We start from the raw sequence: 22,266 nt of genomic DNA, 5'->3' as shown, positions 1-22,266 counted from the left end.
CCCCGCTTCAACCCATTCAAGGGACCCGACACCAGCAATGATGTCAGGCGGGAACCGGACTGGCAAACCAGAAAAATACAAGCATAAAGTAGTACAAACACACTCTTGAGTTCTCAAACCACCACACCACGACACGCCAACACCACCAAACAAAACTGAAGGGGGAATCGGCCGCGCCGGGCGGCAACAGATGAAACAATACACCACCCAAGCCCAACACGCAAAAACGGCATGCGCAAGCGGGGCGCGAAACGTTGGAACCACAACGATCCCACGGCGTGTCGCAACAGGCCAGCCCGAACCCAAACCCGGCCCGCCCGCGGGCGACACCCGCGTCCTGACACCAACGCTACACCACAGCGAAGCGGCCACGCCCGCGGCCGGGACAACCGTCAGACACACGACACCCAAAATTCACCCAAACACCCCGACCGGCACCACCGGCGCGGCCAGCCAACGCACGACGGTTAAGGATCCTTCGACTCCGCTCCGCTCCGCTCAGGATGACGGAAGGAACCCGCCACGGTGCCCGGCCACGCCGGACCGGCGCGGTAAACCAATGCACAAGATCTAAGGATCCTTCGACTCCGCCCTCCGGGCTCCGCTCAGGATGACTGAGGGACTCCGCCACACGCCATGCCCAGCAACCCAGCGCCGCAACGCCAAGAACGGCAAGCTTCCCGCGAAACCGCCAACCACTTGCTAGTCTGGTTCTGACACCGCGCACGGACAGGGTGCGCGGGATATCCAAGACAAAGGAGCCTTCAACCATGACCACCGTCGCCGTCATCGGATGCACGCACGCCGGCACGTTCGCCGCGCAGTCCATTCTCCAGGAGCATCCCGATTGGGAAGTCCATGTGTTCGAGCGCAACAGCACGCTCTCGTTCCTCTCGTGCGGCATCGCACTGTGGGTGGGCGACCACGTGTCCGATCCCAAGAAGATGTTCTACTCATCGCCGCAGGCCCTTGCCGCAGCCGGAGCCACCATGCACATGCGCACCGACGTGCTTTCCGTGGACGCGGCCGGCAAGACCCTTCATGCCAAGGATCTCGAAACCGGCGAGGAGAAGGATTATGCGTTCGACAAGCTGGTGGTGACCACCGGCTCCAAGCCCGTCATTCCGCCCATCCCCGGCATCGATTCCGAGCACGTGATGCTGTGCAAGAACTGGGATCACGCCATGGCCATCAAGGAGCGCGCGAAGACCGCCAAGTCCGCCGTGGTGGTGGGCTCCGGCTACATCGGCGCCGAGCTGGCCGAGCAGTTCAGCCTGGCCGGCGTGAAAACCACGCTGGTCGACGCCATGGATCGCGTACTGGCCAACAACTTCGACGAGCCGATCACCACGCAGGTGGAGCATGAGTTCGAGGCGCACGGCGTGGAGCTTGCGCTCGGACAGAAAGTGACGAAGTTCGAGGACACGGGCAACGGCGTCACCGTGGTGACCGAGAAGGGCGAGTACACCGCAGACTTCGCGATCCTTGCGGTCGGATTCCTGCCAGCCACCGAATTGCTCAAGGGGCAGGTGGATATGCTGCCGAACGGCGCGATCATCGTGGACAAATACATGCGCGCCAGCGTGCCGGACGTGTATGCAGCCGGTGACTCCGCCACCGTGTTCTACAACCCGACCGGCAAGCACGACTACATCCCGCTGGCCACCAATGCGGTTCGACAGGGCCTGCTTGTGGGACGCAACATCGACAAGCCCACGCGCGCCTACATGGGCACGCAGGCCACCTCCGCTGTCCAGCTGTACGATCTGTCCCTCGCCGCATCCGGCCTGACCAAGGGCGGCGCGGACCGCCGAGGCGTCAATGTCCATCTGACCGAGCTCGTGGACGACTACCGTCCCGACTTCATGCTCACCACCACGCCGGTGACTAGCCTGCTCACGTGGGACCCGGCCACGCGCGAGGTCAAGGGCGGTCAGTTCCTGGCCAAGGCGGACGTCTCCGGCGCGGCCAACGTGATCTCCATGGCGATTCAGGCCCACTTCACCATTGATGATCTGGCCAACGTGGACTTCCTGTTCCAGCCGAACTTCGACAAGCCGGTCTACTACGTGGGCGCGGTGGCGATGAAGGCGGCCGCGGAGGCCTGATGGCACTCAGCCCAACGGCTCCAGCGTTCCGATCGCCTTCATCAGCGACTCGACGTGCCCCTTGGCACGCACGTTGTATCGGGCGATCGCGATGGAGCCGTTGGGCTCAATGACCAAGGTGGAGCGGATCACGCCCACGTGGACCTTGCCGTACAGCTTCTTTTCCCCGTACGCGCCGTACAGTTTGTGCACGGCAAGGTCCACATCGCTCAGCAGAGGGAAGGTCAGGTGATCGCGCTCGATGAAACGGCGCAGTTTGTCCGCCGGATCCTTGGAGACGCCGATCACGCGGACGCCAAGACCTTCCAATCGTGCGAGGTTGTCGCGAAAATCGCATGCCTCGGTCGTGCAGCCCGGCGTCATGGCGGCCGGGTAGAAATACAACACCACGCGGCGCCCTTCACGCAGCAGATCGGACAGGGTGATCGTCGCATCCTCCCTATCCGACATCACGGCGGGCAGGGTGAAATCGGGAGCCGACTGGCCCGGCTGAAGGCGTTCGGGATGATCGTTGGCAGTGGTGTTTGGTACTTCGCTCATACCCGACATCGTAGTCGGAATGTCATTCTGGGAGAAGCCGAAGGATCCTTCGCTACGCTCAGGATGACAGAAAAGATATCCGTCATCCTGAACGGAGTGAAGGATCCTTAACTTTGCGCACTATGACCTTGTGCGAGATGACGAAGGATCCTTCGCTGCGCTCAGGATGACGAAGAAGGGCACCCCGAGGAGCGGACAGGCTCAGCGCTCGGCGAATTCGCCTGCGGCGTCCGCGGCGACGATCCGATCGTACTCGGCGCGGGACAGGCTCATCACGCCGCCGTGCTTGGTGTGCGGGGCCATGTAGAAGTGGTCGTCGCGCAGATAGTCGAAACCATGGTCGGGATCGCTGGTGACCATCGGACGGTAGCCGATCGACGGAATCACATCCACGAACATGAACGTGCGGTCATCGGTATGCGAGGAGAACAGGGCCGGTCCCTCAAGGCCGCCGGCGCGACCGTCCGGGGCCCATTCGGCGCCCACACCCTCCTGGATGACCTCCCACTTGGCGTCTGGCTCCCACCAGCGCGGAGCGTCGGTGGCATCCAGCCAGATGCCCTGACCGGGAACGGGACCATTGTCCTTGGTGGCGCGATACGTGCGGATGTGGCCGTCGGCCGCGCGGCGCTGGAGCATGGTGGTGTCGATCGTGGGATGGCCGCGGTCGATGAACGTGCCGCCGAATTCAAACGTGCTATTGGTGAAGTCGCGGGTCGCGCCCCACAGCACGCGATCGTAGGACTCGGCGGTGTGATCGGGATCATCCGCCTCGAAGACCTTGCTGGACCAGTACAGCACAAAAGCGCCACGGCCACCGGGCGTGCCTTCGGGGTAATAATCGGCCACCCACAAGGCCTCCGGGGCCCAAGCCATGCCAAGCGATGCGTGACCGCCATCGGGCAGGGCGGAAACGTCGAGCGCGCGCGGCTCGCTCCAATGGACCAGATCGTCGCTCTCCCAAATGATCAGATCCGTGCTGCCGTGATGCGAGAAGCCCCACCAGTCGGAATGGGAGTCGGACCCGTGGCCGCCGGCGAACACCTGCAGATCGGTGGCGATGATGTACACGCGACCGGTTTCCGGGTTGCGCGTCAGGTACGGATCGCGCACGCCCTTGGTGCCGAGCGGGGAGGTGAGCACGGGCTTGCCGCCGTTGAGCGGAATCCAGCGCTCCACGTCGTCGCCGTCGGAACGGTCGAGGTAGATGCGCTCGGCATAGTGCTCGGGATCCTCGATGAAGTGGACGAGCAGATAGCCGTACGGGTCGGCCGGTGCCTGCGGCTGGGGGACGATCGTCTGATCGGTTGGTGATTGGGACATGGCTAGCGGGACTCCTTCTCTGAAGCGCGCAATGACGATCGCTCGTTCTGCGCGCACTTTGCACGGCAGATAAGTACAACGTTGTTCCGATCATAACGGTGAATCGATACAACATAGCCGGCGCGCCGCCGATCCGCAGCCGGAAAGAGAAAACCGCCCGCGCCGCAGGAAGAAGAAAAAACGGCACGGGCGGCGGGATGGAAAGGAAGGAAGGGTAAGTCTTAATTTATGGAGTGCGCGGCCGGCTGGATGGAAGGGTGAAGACCACCCAGCCGCGCGCTGTGTTGGTTCGGCCGATCGATTTGGCACGATCCGCCATGGATGGATGTAGATGGGGTGGGGTGCGGGTCTGAGGACCGTGTTAAGGATCCTTCGACTCGCTCCGCTCGCTCAGGATGACGGGTAAGGCCCTATGGCCATCGCTAAACGGCTCGCCTTCGGCCCTGCAATTAAGGACTCGCCCTACGGGCGAGACTCAATCCGACCTTCGCCGCCTTGGCGGCGGCTCAGGCTGACGCTACGCGGAGCCCACCGGGCTCCGCGCTTAACGCGTCAGCCCTTGACCGCGCCCCCTCCAGGTCTTGCAATTAAGGACTTCGCTTCGCGAAGGCTCAACGTTGGCTCCGGGCCTCGCCCCGTATTGGCGAGGCCCTGCGCTCGGCGCCGTCGGGAAGCGCACTGCGCTTCCCTGAAGGGCTATCAGCCCTTCACGGCTCCGATCATGACGCCCTTGTTGAAGTACTTCTGGAGGAAGGGGTAGAGGATCAGCAGGGGCAGGGTGGAGACCAGGATGATGCCGTACTTGATCTGGTCGGCGAACAGCTGCTGCTGGGCGGCGTTCATCATGGCACTACCGGTCTGGGACGTGTTGGCGAGCAGGATGTCGCGCAGCACGTTCTGCAACGGCTGCTTGTCGGCCTTGTTCACATAGATAAGACCGGTGGCGAAGTCGTTCCAGTGCTGCACGAAGTAGTACAGCATGATCACAGCCATGATGGCGGCGGACAGCGGGATGACGATCTTGAAGAAGAAGCCGTAGTAGCTCTCGCCGTCCAGCTGGGCGGCCTCGAACAGCTCGTTCGGGATCGAGGACTCGAAGAAGGAACGGGCCACGATCAGGTTGAACACGTTGACTGCTGTGGGCAGGATGAACACCCACATGGAGTTGAGCAGGTTCAGCTCCTTGTACAGCAGGTAGTTCGGGATCATGCCGCCGGCGAAGAACATGGTGAACGTGAACAGGAACATCAGGATGCGGCGGGGCTTGAATTCGCGACGGGACAGCGCGAATGCGGCCGGGATGGTGACAGCGATGTTCAGGGCCGTGCCCACCACCGAGTACACGATCGTGTTCCAGTAGCCCTGCCAGATGCGGCCGTCCGCGAACACCATCTCATAGCCGTTGAGATTGAAGCCCTTAGGCCACAGCAGCACCTGTCCCTGAGCCACGTACGTCTGGTCAGAGAAGGAGGCGATGACGATGAACCACAGCGGATAGAGCACCACGAAGACCACCAGGGTCAGAATCACCCAGATGGCGATGTCGACGACCCAGTCGGAGAAGGTGCGGCGCTGGTGCACCTTGGGGTTCCAGGGGATTTCGCTGGAGTCCACGCGGGGTGCGGGAGAGGCCGAAGCGTTGATTGCCTGTGACATTTTTCGATTCACCCGTCCTTAGAAGATGCTGGTGTCGGAGACCTTCTTCGAAATGAAGTTGGCCGCCACCAGGAAGCAGAAGTTGATGAGGGTGTTGAAGAGGCCGACCGCCGTAGACAGCGAAATCTGGCCGTTCATGATACCCATCTTGTACACGAAGGTGGAAAGCACCTCGGATCCGGGCGCGTTCAGCGCGTTCTGGAGCAGGAAGGTCTTGTCGAAGCCGACGCTCAGGATGCCGCCGAGGTTCAGGATCAGCATGATCACGCAGGTGGGCATGATGGTGGGTAGATCGACGGACCAGATGAGGCGCAGACGACCTGCGCCGTCGATCTTGGCGGCTTCATACAGGGAGACGTCCACGGAGCTCAACGCAGCCAAGTAGATGATGCAGTTCCATCCGCAGTGCTGCCAGACCTCGGAGATCCAGTAGATGGGTGCGAACCAGTTCGGGTAGGCCAATAAGCTCTGCTCGCCGAAGAAACGGCCCAGGATGCCGGAGTCGGGGGTGAGGAAGATGTTGATCATGGAGACCATGACCACCACGGAGATGAAGTGGGGCATGTAGGTGATGGTCTGCACGAAGCTCTTCACCTTCATGGAGTGGATCTGGTTGATAAGCAGGGCCAGAATGATGGGGAAGATGAAGCCGAAGGCCACAGTCTGCACGGCGATGTTGATCGTGTTGCGCATGATGGGCCAGAACTGCGGATTCTGGAAGAATTGGTTGAAGTATTTGAGTCCTACGAACTTGCCGCCGGCGAGACCCTTCTTCGGGTTGTAGTCCTTGAAGGCCAGACCCAAACCGTACATCGGCACGTAGGCGAAGATGATCACGAAGACCATCGCAGGCAGTACGAAGGTCCACAGCTGCCAGAATTTCTTGAAGTGCCGGACGATCTTCACCGGCAGTGGGGCTTTGCGCTGGGCTTCGAGATTGTCCACCACAACGGGGGCGCCCGCACCCTTCTCCTTTACGGATTCCATGTCTTCTTCCTTGTAGATGATTTGCGAATTGCCCGGTCCCGAACAGGCGGGACCGTTCACAGTCAAGCGGTTAGAGGGTGGGCTCCCCACCAGAGGGAGCCCACGCGATGGGAGGGATCAGACGATCACTTCTTCTTGGCTTCATCCAGCCACTTCTGCCAGATCTGGTTGTTCTGGTCCAGACCCAGCGGCTGCAGGCTGTCGACGTAGGCCTTCCAGGAGGCGTCGTCCAGACCGCCGTTCTGCATCCAGTCGGCGACCTTCGGCAGGGCCGCGCTCAGGTAGGTGGCGGAGTTGTTGGACAGGGTGGTGGAGTCCTCGTCGCTCGGGACAAGGGAGATCGGGAAGTAGTCGTCGCCCACGGCCTTGAGCTGGTCGGCATAGATCGCATCGGCCTTCTGCAGATCCTCGTTGGAGGTGTCGCCCTTGATGGTCCATTCGTCGGAGATCCAGCCGGCGAAGCGGTCGGCGAACGCCGGGCTCTTCTCATTGGCGGTCAGCTTGAAGAGCTTCTCGTTCACGGTGTAGGTGTGGTCACCGTCCTTGGTCACCCAATCGCCGAAGGTGCCGTAGCGCTGCTGGACGGACAGGTCCTCGCCGTACATGGCGTTGATGAGCTTGAGGATGGCGTCCATGTTCGGGGCGCCCTCGCGCACGGCCACGGCATAATCCTCGAACGCACCCTCATCCTGGGAGTGGTCGGCCACGGCGGTCACGCCAGCCTTGGAGGCGGGCCACGGGATGGCCTCGTACTGGTCCTGCAGACCGGTGCCGAAGGCGCTGGCGATGTTGGTGATGGCAAGACCCACGGTGGCGGTCTTGTTGTCATCGGCGCCCTGCAGGGAGGCGTAGTACTTGGAGGACTGCTGGGTCAGGGAGTCCTTGGGGCTGTACCCCTTCTCGATCATGGTGTGCAGGAACTCGATCACATCGCGGTACTCGTCGGACACCAAGTAGTTCTGGACCTTGCCGTCCTTGATGTAGGCGCCGAAGCGGGAGGGGCTGTTGTTGAACTGGGTGGAGATGCCGGTGGAGTTCAGGAACAGGAACGGGCTCCACCAGCCGATCTCGCTGGTGCCGATGTTGCGCATGGCGTAGGGGATCTCGTCCGCCTGACCGTTGCCGTTCGGATCCTGGGTCTTGAAGGCCTCCATGACCTTGAAGAGCTCGTCCCAGGTCTGCGGGACCTGCAGCCCCAGCTTGTCCAGCCAGGTCTTGTTGATGTACAGATGCTGGCCGGAAGCGCGCTGCAGCTTGCCGCTGTAACGCGGCAGCGTGTACATCTTGCCGTCCGGGGTGGTGACCATGCCCTTGGCGATCGGCTGCTCCTTGAAGAACGCCTGCACGTTGGGCATCTGATCGAGGTGCTGGGACAGATCCTCGAAGAACGGGTACTTCTGGGCGTCGGACGGGTGGTAGGCGCGGATGGACACATCGGCCGGGTTGCCGCCCGCCAGCGTGGCGGCCTTCTGCTGGGTCCACTGGGAGTCCTGCACCTCGGACCACTCGATCGTGCAGCCGCAGGCCTCCTGCAGGCCGTTGATCCAGGTGCCCATGGTGGCGATCGTCTGGTTGGACGCGCTCTGGAACATCACCTTCACCAGCGGCTTGCCATCTTTGTCAAGCTGCTGCGCGGCCTCGTCACCGCTGCCGCCACAGGCGGACAGCATCATCGACAGGGCGCTCACCGCGGCGATTGCGGCGACGGCCTTCTTCTTGGTGCCCTTCACGGTCATCTTGGTTCCTTTCTCGCATGTTCCTTCATGCTTTCGATGCCTCGACCGACTACAACGTCCTGTCCGTTTCGGCATCCCGCCCGGGGGCTTGTGCCTCCGTGCTCCCCTTGCTGTTCAAGGTTAACGCTAATCATCATAAAGGCGGTTTATAGCGTTTGCACTGGCATTTCACATCCTTCCGTCAACAAAACATATCCAAATGTAGAGTACGCTTTGAAACCGATATCACACTTCGAAAATGCTTATATTCCAATACTTTTGCCACATACTGATGATAATTTGATCAAACCCAAAGCCCTCAACACACCGTCACTTGGACCAAATGTCAAGTTAACGATAATCTGTGCTGTGAAGGTTAATGCCGTGGTTAACCGTAACTCCGCGGACTGGCCAACCACCTACATAAGGAACGCAATGAAACGCAATTCGGTAACGCTCAAGGACGTCGCCGCCGAAGCGGGGGTCTCCATGATGACCGTCTCCAAGGCGCTGCGCAGCAAGCCCGGCGTGAGCGAAGCCACCCGTGGCATGATCATCGACGTGGCCAACCGGCTCGGGTACGAGGCGAACACGTCGGCCTCCATCCTCAAGTCCGGGCGCAGCGGGATCGTGCAGGTGATCGTCAACGAATACAATATTCCCTTTTACTCGGCTCTGATCGAGGCGCTGTCCACCGCAATCACCAATCAGGGCATGCTCCCCTTCCTGCAGCAGACCGGCTATTCCTCCAAGGAGGCCGAATCGGTACTGGCCAACACCCGGATCGCCGGAGCACTCTCCGATGGCGCGATCATCCACGCCTCCAGCCTCAACGGCGCGCTGGTCAGCAGCATCAACAAGGGCAAGCCCGCCGTGCTCATCGACTCATGCGATGAACAACCTCTGGTCTCATCCATCACCTTCCCCAACGAGGACGGAGCCCGCGCGGCCATCCGTCATCTGGCCGAACGCGGCTGCAAGCGCATCGGCATCGTAGGCCCGCCTTTCATGTCCAAAACGGAGTTTCTCACGGATCCCTCACCCAGAAAGCTGCGTCTGCGCGGCGCCAAATCGGCCCTGCAGGAACTTGGATTGACCTACGACGAATCGACCGTGATCCCGCTAACCGGCCTCACGGAGGAATACGGGCGGGAGGCGGGCCACCGGCTCGCCGAGGATGGCCTGGCGTTCGACGGACTCATGTGTCTCAACGATTCCTCCGCCTTCGGCGTGATACGCGGGCTCAGGGACCGGGGCGTGCGCGTGCCGGACGACGTGAAAGTGATCGGATTCGACGGCGTGCGCGGCGGCGAATTCACCGTCCCCTCCCTCACCACCATCCGCGTGGACATCGACCAGCTCGCACAGCTTGCGGTGATGACGCTCATGCAGCAGATCCAGCGCACCGGAGACCCGGTGCCGCCCACCCGCACGATCGTGGGCTTTACGCTGGTGGAACGCGAATCGACCAAGTAGCGGCATCATCTAGTAAAATGGCTTGATAATCGTCGCATTCAAGCTTCGCCGTCGAGGGACATATGCCAACGCCACTGAAGACCACCATCAATCACGAAGTCAAGCCGTTGCGCATCAACTTCCGCAGCGTCGCCATCGAACGGGACATCACCCGCTCCTCGTGGGGCCCGAATGTGCTTGACCGCACCTGCGTGCTGGTGGTGCTCCGCGGACAAGGGGAATTCATGCTCGACGGCGTCAACCACAAGGTCCACGCCGGTCAGGCCATGGCCGTGCCCAAAGGCGTTCCGGCTTTCTACCACACCGACTTCCATGCGCCTGAGGCATGGAGCCTGTGCTGGGTGATCTTCGACGGCGAGGACGCGAACCAAGTGCTCCAGCACTGCAGATTCACCGTGGCCAGACCCGTGGTCAACGTCGAGGACACCGAACCGTTCGAAGAGATCGTAAGCCATATGCTCGCCTATGCGGATCGTACATATTCCAACGCGATGATGCTGCAGGGACTCATGCTGGCGTTCCTCTCCACCCTCGTCGCCTCCGTCACCTCCGTGGCGGAGGACATCGACCCCAAGGACAACAAGTATCTGGACGCCGCCGTCAATTACATCCACGAGCACATCAACGAGCCGCTGCAGGTGAACGACGTGGCCGACGCGCTGTACATCAGCCGCTCCTACCTGTGCACGGTGTTCCAAGACCATCTGAAGATCACGCCAAAGGTGTTCATCATGAAGGCGAAGATGTTCCAGGCCGCGGAGGACCTGCGGCACAGCGCGGCTTCGATCGCGCAGCTGGCCGAACGGTACGGCTATTCCTCGCCGTTCGCGTTCTCCAAGAGCTTCAAGCGCATCATGGGCATGAGCCCGCGCGAATTCCGCGAGCAGTTCACCGAGCCGGACGATCTGGTGGTGGAGCTGTTCAAGCCACCCACCGCAAGAAAGAACCAACGGTCATACGCCAGCACCGGCGCGGAGCCCGCCGCACGCTGACAACGACGACGGCCACGCGCATTCGACCGGGGGCGACGCTATGGTGGAACCATAGATTTGAATCGTTTACATACGAAGAGGTCGTCTCATGGTCACCATACGCGATGTGGCGCAAGAGGCCGGGGTCTCCCCCGCCACCGTCTCCTACGCACTCAGGGGCGACCCGCGCATCCGCCCCGAAACCGCCGAACAGGTGCTCAAAGCGGCCCGCAAACTGCACTACACGGTCAACCTCACGGCCAAGAACCTGCGTACCGGGCGCACCGGCATCATCGGGCTGGCCCTGTACGAGCTCAATCTGCCCTACACCGCCAGCCTTGTCTCGGCGATCACCAACGAGGCGGACCGACGCGGACTACAGGTGCTCGCCCAGCAGACGGGCTATACGCGCGAAGGCGAAAGCGCGGTCTTCCGCAATGTGACCAACCAGTTCTGCGACGGCACAATCTTCGCCGCCAGCCACCTGAGCAACGACGATCTGCTCACGCTTTCCCAAGGCAAGCCCATTGTGCTGCTGGACGATCGCACTCCGCCTTCCGAGCGCGCCTTCGACACCGTGCTCAGTGTGGGTGCGGAAGGCGTCCGGGAAGCAACCGAGCTGCTGATGCGACAAGGCGCCAGACGCATTGCCGTACTGGGCGCCGATCGTATGAGCCCGGAACAGGCACGCGGACTGCACACGGTGACCGCACGCCGACTGACCGGATTCTTCGAGGCGCTGGCGAGCGGATCCAGCTCCCCCACGGATGAAACCGCCGAAGCCGCCGGATTCCTCCCCTGCACATGGAGCTCCGAGGCCGCGCGAACGACCATCATTGACGCCGTGCGGGGCGGAGCGCGATTCGATGCGCTGCTGTGCATGACCGATCTGGTCTCCATGGGCGCCGTGCGTGGACTCACCGACTGCGGGCTGAGCGTGCCGGACGATGTGAAGGTGATCGGCGTGGACGGCATCCACGAAACCGCCTACACCGTGCCATCCCTGTCCACCGTCGCCGTGGATTTCCAGGACCTAGCCCGCAAGGCCCTGGATCTGATCACTTCCCGCATCGACGCCATCGCATCCGGCGAAGCGGATGACCCCGGGTTGCCCCCGCGCACGCTCACCGCCGATTTCACGGTCATCGAGCGCGAGTCGACCGGCGGGCAAGGATAGCGCGTCGTCCCTTCGGAGCGGCGTCTCTATCCCGTCATCCTGAGCACCAAGCCGTAAAGCGGACAGCCCCTCGTCATCCTGAGCGCCGAGCCGTGAATCGGGCAGACCCTCGTCATCCTGAGCGGAACGAAGTGGAGTCGAAGGATCCTTGGCCATTACGCACTTAACCGTGGCTCCAGTTAGTGCGGGAATTAAGGATCCTTCGACTGCGCCCTGACGGGCTTCGCTCAGGATGACGTTGATGGCCATCATGTCGAGCGCTTGGGTGGGTGTGACGAGGTGTGCGCTGTGACACGGCGTGTGACATGGCGTGCCCATTCCCGGTCACAGGGATTTCAAAATGGCTTTATTCCAACGATTCCGACACCCCGTGACCGGGCGCGCCCACACCATGTCACACCCCCGGTCACAACGCACGCCGGGTCACACACTCGGTCACACACCATGTCACGTTGAATTCCGGAACCGGCACGATCTGCCCAGCTCTGCCCAGTCCGCAAATCCAGCGTCCGCATTTGCCCAGTTTGCGGGCGGAATGGTGCGGAGCGCGTGCGAAGACTCTTTAAACGTCATCCTGAGCGGAACGAAGTGGAGCCGAAGGATCCTTCGACTGCGCTCCGCTTCGCTCAGGATGACGGAATGAGACTACGCTTCGCTCAGGATGACGGAATGCGACCTACTTCACCGCATCGGCCTTGAAGGCGACGCCCTCATAGGTCCAACCCTGAGTGGGCAGGTAGTCGCGCTCCTGCTCATTCAGCGTGAACAGGTGCTCTCCGGTGTACTGGTTGTACAGACGGTAGACATCCTTGGATGCCAGCGGCGCAAACTCGGATTCGGGATCGATCGCGTACCAACCGATTCCTTCCTGGGTCCAACCCCGGGTCTTCAGATAGTCGTACTCTTGCTCGTTCATGGTGTAGTGATGCGAACCATCGTACTGGTTGTACAGACGCCAGACCGGCTTGGCACCCGTCGCATCCTTGCCCACGCTCAGGAAGGACACGCCCTCCTGATTCCATCCCTGGGTCTTGAGGAACTCGTACTCCACAGGGTTGGTGGTGTACAGGTGGGACGATCCGGCGGTCATGTACGGGTTGTACAGGCGATACACCGGCACGCGCCACTGGGCGTACAGCGTGAACGAGGACGTGACCGGCTGCGTGAAGTCGTACGGTTTCGCGCCGGCCTCGTCCGTGGTCCACCGGTAGAACGCATACCCGTCGCGGGTGGGTTCGGCGGGCGCGTCCACGGCGGTGCCGGGTTCCACGATGCGCGTGGTCACGGCCGAGCCGCCGCGCGAGTCGAACTGCACGCGCAGGTAGGAGACGGACGGGCCGGTGGAGCCGGAGTCCGAACCGGAGCCACCGGTCGGGCGCCTCACCAGCGCCTTGATCGCGGCATTGAGCTTGTTCAGCGCCGCATCCACGGCGTCCTGAGTGGTATTCGGATCGTCGAGCACCTTGTTCGCCTCGTCAAGCGCGGTGGCCGCAGCGGCCCACGACTCGGAGGTGTAATCCTCGGCCGATTCCGCCAGTTCATTGGCATCATCCACCGCAGCCTGCAGATCGGCCTTGTCCGCGCGCTCCACCAGCTTGCTCTGGGCATCCGCGAGCGCGGCTGACGCATCCTGGATCTCCTGAGCGGAGGCATCGCCGCGGGCCAACATGTCCTTGGCTGCCTTGAGAGCCTCCGCAAAGGCCTTCCAAGAGTCGGGCGTGTAATCGGACTCGGCCAGCTTGCTGGCCTCATCGACCTGCTGCTGCAGCTTCTCCTGCGTTTCGGCGTCGCCCACCCTCACCAATGCCTTGCGGGCGGCAACCAGCGCATCAAGCGCGGATCGCACCTGCTCGGCGGTGGCATTGTCGTCGGCGAGCACGGCCTCGGCGGCCTTGAGAGCGGATTCGAACGGCGTCCACGTAGCGGCGGTGTAGTCAGTCGCACGCAGATCGGCATCAGCCTCGACTTCGGCCTTCAGCGCGGTCTTGTCCGGCTTGGGCGGGGTCAGGCCATCGGTGCCGAGCACCTTGATTTCCGCGAACTGGGCGCGGTACCAGGTCTGCTGACCCTTGTCCCAGTTGTTCTGGGTGTAGGGGGCGCCGAACACCACCTTCACGTACCGGTAGTTGCCGGCAATCGTTTCGGCGGTGAAGCCGTAATCGGCCTTGTTGTTGGCCGCGGGCTTGCCGGTCTTGTCCAGGATCACGTCGAACTTGGCGCCGTCGTTGCTGCCGTACACCGTGTAGGGGTACCAGCCTTCGGAGCCGTTCATGATGTACGACGAGATCTCGATGCCGGTGAGGTTGCGCGACTCACCCAGATCGACCTGCCAGGTTGCGGGCCAGCGCTTGGCGAGATCCGCATCCGTATTGGCGGTAACGGTCTGATAGTCACCGTCGGTGGTGGCGGAGGCGTCCGCGCCGTTGAGCGTGGCAGCCCGGCCTTCCGAGAGCACCACGCCATCGCGCTCGGGGATCACCTGACCGGTGGTCGCGTCGGTGTAGATGGTTCGGTAGTATTCGGAAGCCGCATAACCATTGCTCAGCGCGAGCGGTGTGATGCGCCAGCCGGCAGTGCCGTCGGAACGCCACCAGCGGTTGCCGGAGACGGTCGCCCCCGTGGCGGCTGAACCCTGCCAGAAGGCGGCACCGTTCTGCTGGGTGGAGAAGGACGATCCCTCACCCACCTGGCGCAGCTCACTCCACTCGCCGTCAAGGGTCTTGGCGGAGTTGTAGCCGCCCGCGGAGGGCAGCCATCCGGCGTTCGCGGAGGTGAACAGGTAGTACCAGCCGTCAGCCTTGATGAGGGCCGGGGCCTCTCGTGATCCGCTGGCGGTGAGCTTGGCCACATAGCCGTTGTCGCCCACCGGTTCCACGGCGGTCCAGTCGGCGTTGAGCTTGCTGATCACGATGTGCCGGTTCGACGGCTCGCCGGGCAGGTTGCTGGCGGTGACGAGATACGCGGTGTTGTCGTCGTCCACGAAGACGGACTTGTCGCGCGCCTGATACCCGTTCGGGAAGACCAGCCCACCGTAATGCTTGGTGTCTGCCGCCTTGCCCGGGGTGACATCGGCCTCGAACAGGGCGCCGGTGGCGTAGCCGGAGCGCTTCTCGTAGTGCGCCCAGATGACCACCTTGTTCTTCGCCTTGTTGTACACGGTGCTCACGGCTTCGAACTTGTAGTCATCAAGCGCGCCGTCCGTCGCGTCGGACTGGGTGACGACCACGCCGGAGTCGGACCATGTCTTGCCACCGTCGGTGGACTTCTGTTCCTTGACCACGTAGCCATTCTTGGCCGCGTCATCGTTGTTGCCGCTGATCAGGTACTGGTACCTGACGCCGTCCACGACGATGCCCCCGTCGTTCGAATCGACCGCACCGGTGCCGGTGTTGTTGTCGAACGCCTTGGCGCCTTCGGGCAGCTTGGCCCACGTGACGGCCTTGGCGATCACGCTTTCGGAAACGACCTTGCCATCAAGATAGCCCTTGACCTGATAGTAGTAGGTCTTGTCCTGCGCCGGCAGGTTGTCATCCCAGCTGGAGGCGGCACCGTCGAAGGACTTGGCCTCCACCGGATCGCGCATGTCCGCGGATTCGGAGCGGAACACCTTGTAGGAGGTGGCGGCCGGATCGGTGGCCCAGTGCAGCTGCACGCGGTTGACCGGATCGAAACCTGCCACCTTGTATGTCTGCGCGGTCAGATCCTTGCCCGCGGTCGGGGTGACCGCACCACCCTCGGACGGCTTGCCCCACACCTGGAACTCCTGAATGCCGGACGCCCATCCGGCACCCTGGTTGTCCTTCTGCTTGGCCACCTTGGTCACGTTGAGACGCACATAGCGCGCCTGGCCAGTCAACTTGTGGCTCATGAAACCGACCGTGGTGTTGTCGCTTTCATCCACGACCTTCGTCCAGTTGGTATTGTTGAGGCTGGTTTCGATCGTGTACTGGTAGTAGGTCTCAGAGCCGTTGACGAGCCTGGTGGACAGATCGATGCGGCTGATGTCCGCGACCTTGCCCAGATCGACCGTGTAGGTGAATGGCATGGTGACGGTGGAGCCATCCTCGTCGAAGCCGCGGAAGTACGTGGTCCAATCGCCATCGTTCGCGTATTCGAGCTTGAATCCGTCCTTGTCGGTGACAGCGGCGGAGGAGGAAGTCGTCACGCCTTCGCCCTGCGAGAGCAGCTGGGAACCGGAAGTGACCACCTCGCCGGTTTCGGTGTTGAGCGACCAATCGGTCTGGTAGTCCATGGCCAGCGGGTTGTCCGCATTGCCGGTCTCCGTCAGCGGCAGCCACACATAGGTGGAGTCGCGCAGCGCGGACGGATTCCAGCGATCGCCCATATAGACCAGCGTGGTGCCCTTGGAGCCGTTGACCTGCATGATGTTGGTGGGCTGGCTGTAGAACGTGGAGTTGTTGCCGATCGCGGCGAACGGGCTCCTGCCATCCTCTGTGAGCTTCCAACCGTTGGGGTCCTTGAGGTTCGTGGTGTACGAGTAGCGGGCCTCATTCGGCAGCCAGCCGGACTGGCCGGAGGTGATGATGTAGTACTTGCCATCGATCTTCGAAAGGGCCGGAGCCTCGCGGCGGCCGCCATCGAACATCAGGTAGGTCATCTTCGGGGTGCCGTCGGCGTTGAACGCCACATCGGTGTAATCCGCGTTAAGCTCGTAGATGCGCATGCGGGAGCCGTCCTGCGCGGAAATCATGTAGGCGGTGCCGTCGTCGTCCACGAACAGGGTCATGTCGCGCGAACCGGTGCCCCATGTGGCGGTGTCGGCCAGATCATCGGGGTTGATGGTCCTGTGGTCGTCCTCGAAGAAGTACTCACCGCGTTCCTGACGCCAGTTGCGGTGATCGGCGTCCGCGCCCGGGCGCCAATGGCCCAGGAACTCGTAGTCGCCGTCGACGGTCTTGCTGGTGGCCACGGCGATCTGCGAGGAGGCATAGCTGTCGTAGCCCTCCCAGTGTCCCCAGAGCACATAGGTCTTGGTATTGGCGTTGTAGATGAGCTTCGGGCGCTCGATCTTGTTCTGGTTCAGACCGGGAATGTCGTTGTTGTACTTGAGGATCAGGTTGCGGAAGGTCCAGTTGACCAGATCCTTGGAGGAGTAGAGCGCGATGCCGTTGTAGTTGGCGGAGTTGTGCGTCTTGTCCTCGCCCACCCAGTAGTAGATGGGCTTGCCGTCGGCGTCGGTCTGCTGCAGGAAGCCGCCGCCGTGCGCCTGAATTGCAGCGCCTTCGGTATCCAGCCAGGTATCGCCCACCTGCACGGTGCTGTAGCGGGAGGTGTTGAGATCCTGAACGGTCATCGTTTCGATGCCCGCGTTGACCATGCGCACCTGCCAGTTGATCTGGTCCTGGTTGTACTTGCCTTCGTTGTCGTTGAGGATCTTGTCCGCTTCACTCACGGCGGCATCGAGGATCGCGGTGCTGTGCGCGGCATAGGTTTTGCCGTCGGACTGGATCGCCTTGGCCTCCTTGACCGCGGTGCGCAGCTCGGCCTTGTTGAGGATCGGATCGGGGTTTTCGCCCTTGGCGACCGCCAGCCAGCTGATCACACCGTTCTCGTTGGATTGGCCGCCCACGTCGGGGCCACGCGGGAATGCGACCTTGACCAGCGTCTTTTCCTTGAGCGTGAAGCTGCCGGAGGAGACCACCGGGGCCGCATCCTTGGCCTTAGCATTGCCGCCGCGCGGAGACAGGCGCACATCATCCAGCGTGAGCAGCTCGGCGCCGGTCTTGGCATCGGTGACCTTCTGGGAGATCGTACGGCCGTGGTTGCCGTCGTACAGCTCGCGGATGCCGGTGGTCAGCGTGTAGGTGCCGGCGTCGAGCGTGAAGTAGTAGGTGAAGTTGTTTCGGTCCAGCGAGGTCATGCCCATGTCGTACTTTCCGGACACGGTATCGCCATTCTCCACGGTCACGCCGAAGGGGATCTGGTCCGGGCTCGGGCGCTTGTCGCTGGCGCGGGTGCCCTGCTCATGACCCCAGGTATCGTTATCCGCGGCGACGTAGAACTGGTCGGAGTCGGCGTTGAGCAGCTGATCTCCGGCGAGCGCCTTAATGGCCTGCCATGTCCCGGAGACGATGTTCTTGCGCGCCTGGGAGGCGTTGCTCTCCCAGTCCTTGCCGGTGCCGGCGTCAATGAAGTACGTGACGCCTTCGGTAACCACATCCACGGTTGCGGTGGCCTTGCCACCGTCCGCGGTGGTTCCGGTCGCAGTGACCGTGCTCCACAGATCGTTGTAGGTGTCGCCCTGCGTGAAGGAATCATCCCACGTGACCTTCTGACCGTCGATTTCGGCCGGCAACTTGGGCGACTGGCCATAGTAGGTGGCGATGTGGGCGGTCACATCGGTGCCGGTCGCGACGGCTTGGGCGCTTTGATCGTCCTGAATGGTCGGACTGGCGGCGAGTGCAGCCGATCCGGAAAGACCCATTGAGGCCAGCATGGCGACTGATGTGGCAAGGGCGGCGACGACGCGAGGAATGCCCTTTGCCTTTCTCGTTGTGCCGAATCTGTGCATGATGCTCCTGTTCTCTTCGCTGAGGAAGCTGCGTTGCAGATGAGTTGGATATCGCCATTCACCGACTGACATCATCATGTGAGTTAACGATAACCTTGCATTCAGGGTAATTCACGGAACAGTAAAATCGTCGGCGAAAGCGCTGCCTTTTGTAGGCTGCTCATATCCAAATCGCGTCCTCCATGCGTAGCGCTCCGCCATCCTGCGAGGAACGGGTGCCGTCATCTGAGCGCTGAGCCGTAAAGCGGACAGCCCCTCGTCATCCTGAGCACTGAACCATAAAGCGGACAGACCCTCGTCATCCTGAGCGGAACGAAGTGGAGCCGAAGGATCCTTGGCCATTACGCACTTAGTCGTAGCTCCAATTAGTGCGGGAAGTTAAGGATCCTTCGACTGCGCCCTGTCGGTGTCCGGCTACGCCGCACCGTCACCGCCTTGGCGGCGGCTGCTCGACCGCAATCACGGACGGCCTACGGCCGCAGCATTATTTGCTCACTGTCGTTCGCCCTCGCCTACGAACGCCGCCGGCGTTCGCCCCACGGCTCGGCTTGCCTACGGACAGCCCACCGGGCTGTCCGCTTAACGGCTCAGTGCTCAGGATGACGTAGACGACTCTCCACCACTCGCTCAGGATGACGTTGATGGCCATCATGTCGAGCACCTGGGTGCGTTGTGACCGGGTGTGCGCTGTGACGAGGCGTGCGCTGTGACACGGCGTGTGACATGGTGTGCCCATTGCCGGTCACAGGGATTTCAAAATGGCTTTATTCCAACGATTCCAACACCCCGTGACCGGGCGCGCCCACACCATGTCACACACCCGGTCACACCGCACTCCGGGTCACGCCCCGGTCACACACCATGTCACGCCGAATCCTCAAAATCGGCACGATCTGCCCAGTTCATGCCCAGTTCATGCCCGTCTCGCGCCCAATCTGCCCAGTCCATGCCCAGTTCGCGCCCGATTGCGCCGCAAACTGGGCAGATCAGGCCTCCCGCCGCACAAACTGGGCAGATCCTGCCATCTTGAGGCCGAAAACCGGCCGCAGAAGACCGGATCTGCCCAGTCTGCAAATCAAGCGTCCACATTTGCCCAGTTTGCGGGGCGGGATGGTGCGGAGCGAGCACAGCGAGAGACCACCAACGTCATCCTGAGCGGAACGAAGTGGAGCCGAAGGATCCTTGGCCATTACGCACTTAGTCGTGGTTCCGATTAGTGCGGGAAATTAAGGATCCTTCGACTCCGTCCTAACGGGCTTCGCTCAGGATGACGTAGATGGCCCTCCTCACTCGCTCAGGATGAGAGAGACCACGCCACAGCTCAGCGCCGGAATGCCGGGATATATTGCCCCGCCAGCCGCGAACTACAGCCGTGTGATCAGGTACAGCCTCGAGGCGAAGTCGCGGCCGCCCAGATCGGTGTCGTTCAGGCCGATGCGCATGAGCTCGGCGCCGGAGCGGACCACCGCCCCCTCGCCAGACTCCGCACCGCCATCGCCGGAATCGACATCGGACGCACCGCCATCGACCCCCGACGGCCCGGAAGTCCCAGAAGCGCCCGCCCAATCCCATGCGCCGGCATCCACCGTGCGCACCTCGTACAGGGCCGCCGGGTCGAGTCCGCGCAGAGCCAACCGCGTGTTGGGGCGGTTCGGCTGCATGAGGATCGTGAAATCGGCCACCAGCGCCTCGGAACCGTCGCGCGCCACCGTCATCCAGGCGGCGGAACGGCGATCGGGCGCGAACGGCGAGCGCAGACGGTAGAAATCACCCCAATGGATCAGCGGGCCGAAGCGCTTGAAGAACGCGACCTGCGAGCGGATCGCCTCCAGATCCTCGGCGGATGTCCGATTCAGATCCATCTCGTAACCGAATGTGCCGAACATGGCCACATTCGCACGGGTGTCGATCGGCTCAGACCGACCGGTCTGGTGGTTCGGGGTGATCGACACGTGCGCGCCCATCGCCTCGACCGGGTAGATGTAGCTGGTCCCCCACTGCACGCCCAAACGCTCCACGGCGTCGGTGTCGTCGCTGGTCCAGATTTGCGGGGAGTACGCCAGAATGCCCAGATCGAACCGCGCGCCGCCGGACGAGCATCCCTCGATGATGAGTTCGGGGAACGCGGCGAGCAGTCGGCGGTAGAGCTCGTACACGCCCAGAATGTAGCGGTGCAGAACCTCGCCCTGCCGTTCGGCACCGCGCGTGGCGTCGAAGGCCTCGGTGATGAAGCGGTTCATGTCCCACTTGATGTAGGCGATGTTCGCGCCGGACAGCAGCGTGTGCAGTTGGCTGTAGATGTTGTTCACCACGGCAGGATTCGCGAAGTTGAGCACGTACTGGTGCCGGTATACGGACATGCCGCGGCCGGGGGTGGCCAGCACCCAGTCTGGATGCTCGGTGTACAGATCGGACGCCTTGTTGACCATTTCCGGCTCGAACCACAGGCCGAACCGCATGCCCAGTTCGTTGACCTTCCGCGCTATGCCGGCTATGCCGTCCGGCAGCCTGTCCGGGTTGGGCGTCCAGTCGCCAAGGCCGGCGTTGTCGGTCACGCGGGCATGCGGCCCCTTGCCGAACCAGCCGTCGTCCAGCACGAACAGTTCGATGCCGGCCTTCCAGGCCGTGCGCGCGAGGGCGAGGAGCTTGTCCTCGGTGAAGTCGAAGTACGTGGCCTCCCAGTTGTTGATAAGCACCGGGCGCTCACGGCCCTTCCACGGACCGCGCGCCAGATTGCCGCGCACGATGTTGTGGAAGGCGTGGCTCAGGGCGTTCAGGCCGTTGCTCGAATAGGCCAGCAACGCTTCCGGCGCTTGGAACGATTCGCCCGGTTCGAGCCGCCACGTGAAGCCGAAATCGTTGATGCCCAGCTGGATGCGGGTGGCATCGAAGGTGTCCACCTCCGCGTGCAGGTCGAAGTTGCCGGAGTAGACGAACGCGACGCCGAACGCCTCGCCTTGGTCCTCATCGGTGTTGGGACGCGCGAAGATGGCCGAGGGGTTGGCGAACGGGCTGCTCGCGCCACGCAGTGAGCCGACGCCCTGCACGCCGGGGTGCAGCGGCTGGCTGTACGGCCGGCGTTCCCGGGCCCAGGCGCCCATGAATTCGGTCATGGTCCAGTTGCGATCCGGCAGATCGAGATTCAGGCTCATGACCCGCTCAAGATCGAGCGGCTCGCGGCCCCCGTTGCGGATCACGGCGCTGCGGGCGATCACCGGCTCGTCGCGGAAGATGGTGTAGGCGAGTGTGACCGTGAGACCGGTCGGATCATCCGCAAGGTCCACGAGAAGGGTCTGCGCGTCGGCAAGACCCTCGTCGCTCCGTCCGGCAGCCCCCTCATTCGCATACGTGGACGGCAGACCATCCAGCTCCGGCTTGCCATCGACCACGCGGTACCCTGCATACGCCAGATCGGTGATGCGCGACCCGTTAGGCTGCGCAACCGAAATGGCGGGCAGGCGGAAGTCGCCGCGACCGTATTCGGGAAACTCCTGACGCAGGAACTCCACGTAGCGCGAATCGTCATCCCGGCGCACGGTGGCCAGCACGCGGAAGCGGTCCTCGAGCAGGTATCCGAAGTCGCTCCGATCGGGCAGCGGCGCGCCGGTGTACAGATTGACGAGCTTGCCCGCGGCCACGCCAAGGATCATGCTCACCTTGCCGTTGCGCAGATGGAATTGAGGGTTGGCGGGCGATTCCGCCTCATGGACGACGATCAGACCGGTCACAGCGACTCCCTACTCGACATGTTTTGTTACGTTCGATCCGTGTGGATCGTCAG

11 protein-coding genes are annotated in these 22,266 nt (G+C 62.5%); 4 read left to right on the top strand and 7 right to left on the bottom strand.

Features of this window, described 5'->3' with window-relative positions; all coding sequences use genetic code 11:
* Nucleotides 1–770 precede the first annotated feature (770 nt).
* Nucleotides 771–2,108, top strand: a complete 1,338-nt coding sequence (locus EMO90_RS07265) for an NAD(P)/FAD-dependent oxidoreductase (protein WP_150353601.1) — start codon at nt 771–773, stop codon at nt 2,106–2,108.
* 6 nt (nt 2,109–2,114) lie between these two features.
* Here EMO90_RS07265 and EMO90_RS07260 read toward each other — a convergent pair whose 3' ends face one another.
* From EMO90_RS07260 to EMO90_RS07240, 5 genes are all read right to left on the bottom strand, one after another.
* Complete coding sequence (locus tag EMO90_RS07260; protein WP_150353602.1) at nt 2,115–2,657, bottom strand: peroxiredoxin; 543 nt, start codon at nt 2,655–2,657, stop codon at nt 2,115–2,117.
* Nucleotides 2,658–2,849: 192 nt separating this feature from the next.
* A complete protein-coding gene (locus tag EMO90_RS07255) occupies nt 2,850–3,971 on the bottom strand; it encodes a glycoside hydrolase family 43 protein (protein ID WP_150353603.1) in 1,122 nt (373 codons plus the stop codon).
* A gap of 699 nt (nt 3,972–4,670) precedes the next feature.
* Nucleotides 4,671–5,627 carry a carbohydrate ABC transporter permease gene (locus tag EMO90_RS07250; protein WP_150353604.1) on the bottom strand — a complete coding sequence of 319 codons (957 nt, stop codon included), beginning with the start codon at nt 5,625–5,627 and terminating at the stop codon, nt 4,671–4,673.
* 18 nt (nt 5,628–5,645) lie between these two features.
* Complete coding sequence (locus tag EMO90_RS07245) at nt 5,646–6,614, bottom strand: ABC transporter permease (RefSeq protein ID WP_150353605.1); 969 nt, start codon at nt 6,612–6,614, stop codon at nt 5,646–5,648.
* 125 nt (nt 6,615–6,739) lie between these two features.
* A complete protein-coding gene (locus EMO90_RS07240) occupies nt 6,740–8,350 on the bottom strand; it encodes a type 2 periplasmic-binding domain-containing protein (protein ID WP_190971960.1) in 1,611 nt (536 codons plus the stop codon).
* 414 nt (nt 8,351–8,764) lie between these two features.
* Between EMO90_RS07240 and EMO90_RS07235 the strand changes: the two genes are divergently transcribed.
* The 3 genes from EMO90_RS07235 (at nt 8,765) to EMO90_RS07225 (ending at nt 11,953) form a co-directional block, all read left to right on the top strand.
* On the top strand, nt 8,765–9,805 hold the full coding sequence (locus tag EMO90_RS07235) for a LacI family DNA-binding transcriptional regulator (RefSeq protein ID WP_150353607.1): 1,041 nt from the start codon (nt 8,765–8,767) through the stop codon (nt 9,803–9,805).
* A 62-nt stretch (nt 9,806–9,867) separates the two neighbouring features.
* A complete protein-coding gene (locus EMO90_RS07230; protein ID WP_150353608.1) occupies nt 9,868–10,797 on the top strand; it encodes an AraC family transcriptional regulator in 930 nt (309 codons plus the stop codon).
* A gap of 61 nt (nt 10,798–10,858) precedes the next feature.
* Nucleotides 10,859–11,953, top strand: coding sequence for a LacI family DNA-binding transcriptional regulator (locus EMO90_RS07225; RefSeq protein WP_395953026.1), 1,095 nt, complete (start codon nt 10,859–10,861; stop codon nt 11,951–11,953).
* 676 nt (nt 11,954–12,629) lie between these two features.
* On the opposite strand, the gene EMO90_RS07220 is transcribed toward EMO90_RS07225, so the two are convergent.
* Nucleotides 12,630–18,398 (bottom strand): family 43 glycosylhydrolase, encoded by a 5,769-nt coding sequence (locus EMO90_RS07220; RefSeq protein WP_190971961.1) that lies wholly within the window; start codon nt 18,396–18,398, stop codon nt 12,630–12,632.
* Between the two features lie 1,451 nt (nt 18,399–19,849).
* Nucleotides 19,850–22,213 (bottom strand): alpha-galactosidase, encoded by a 2,364-nt coding sequence (locus EMO90_RS07215; protein ID WP_223849692.1) that lies wholly within the window; start codon nt 22,211–22,213, stop codon nt 19,850–19,852.
* Between the last annotated feature and the right edge of the window lie 53 nt (nt 22,214–22,266).

This window comes from Bifidobacterium vespertilionis (assembly GCF_008698145.1).
Taxonomy (GTDB): Bacteria; Actinomycetota; Actinomycetes; order Actinomycetales; family Bifidobacteriaceae; genus Bifidobacterium; species Bifidobacterium vespertilionis.
Note: the sequence above shows the minus strand (reverse complement) of the source record. Positions and strands in the feature narration are given on the sequence as shown.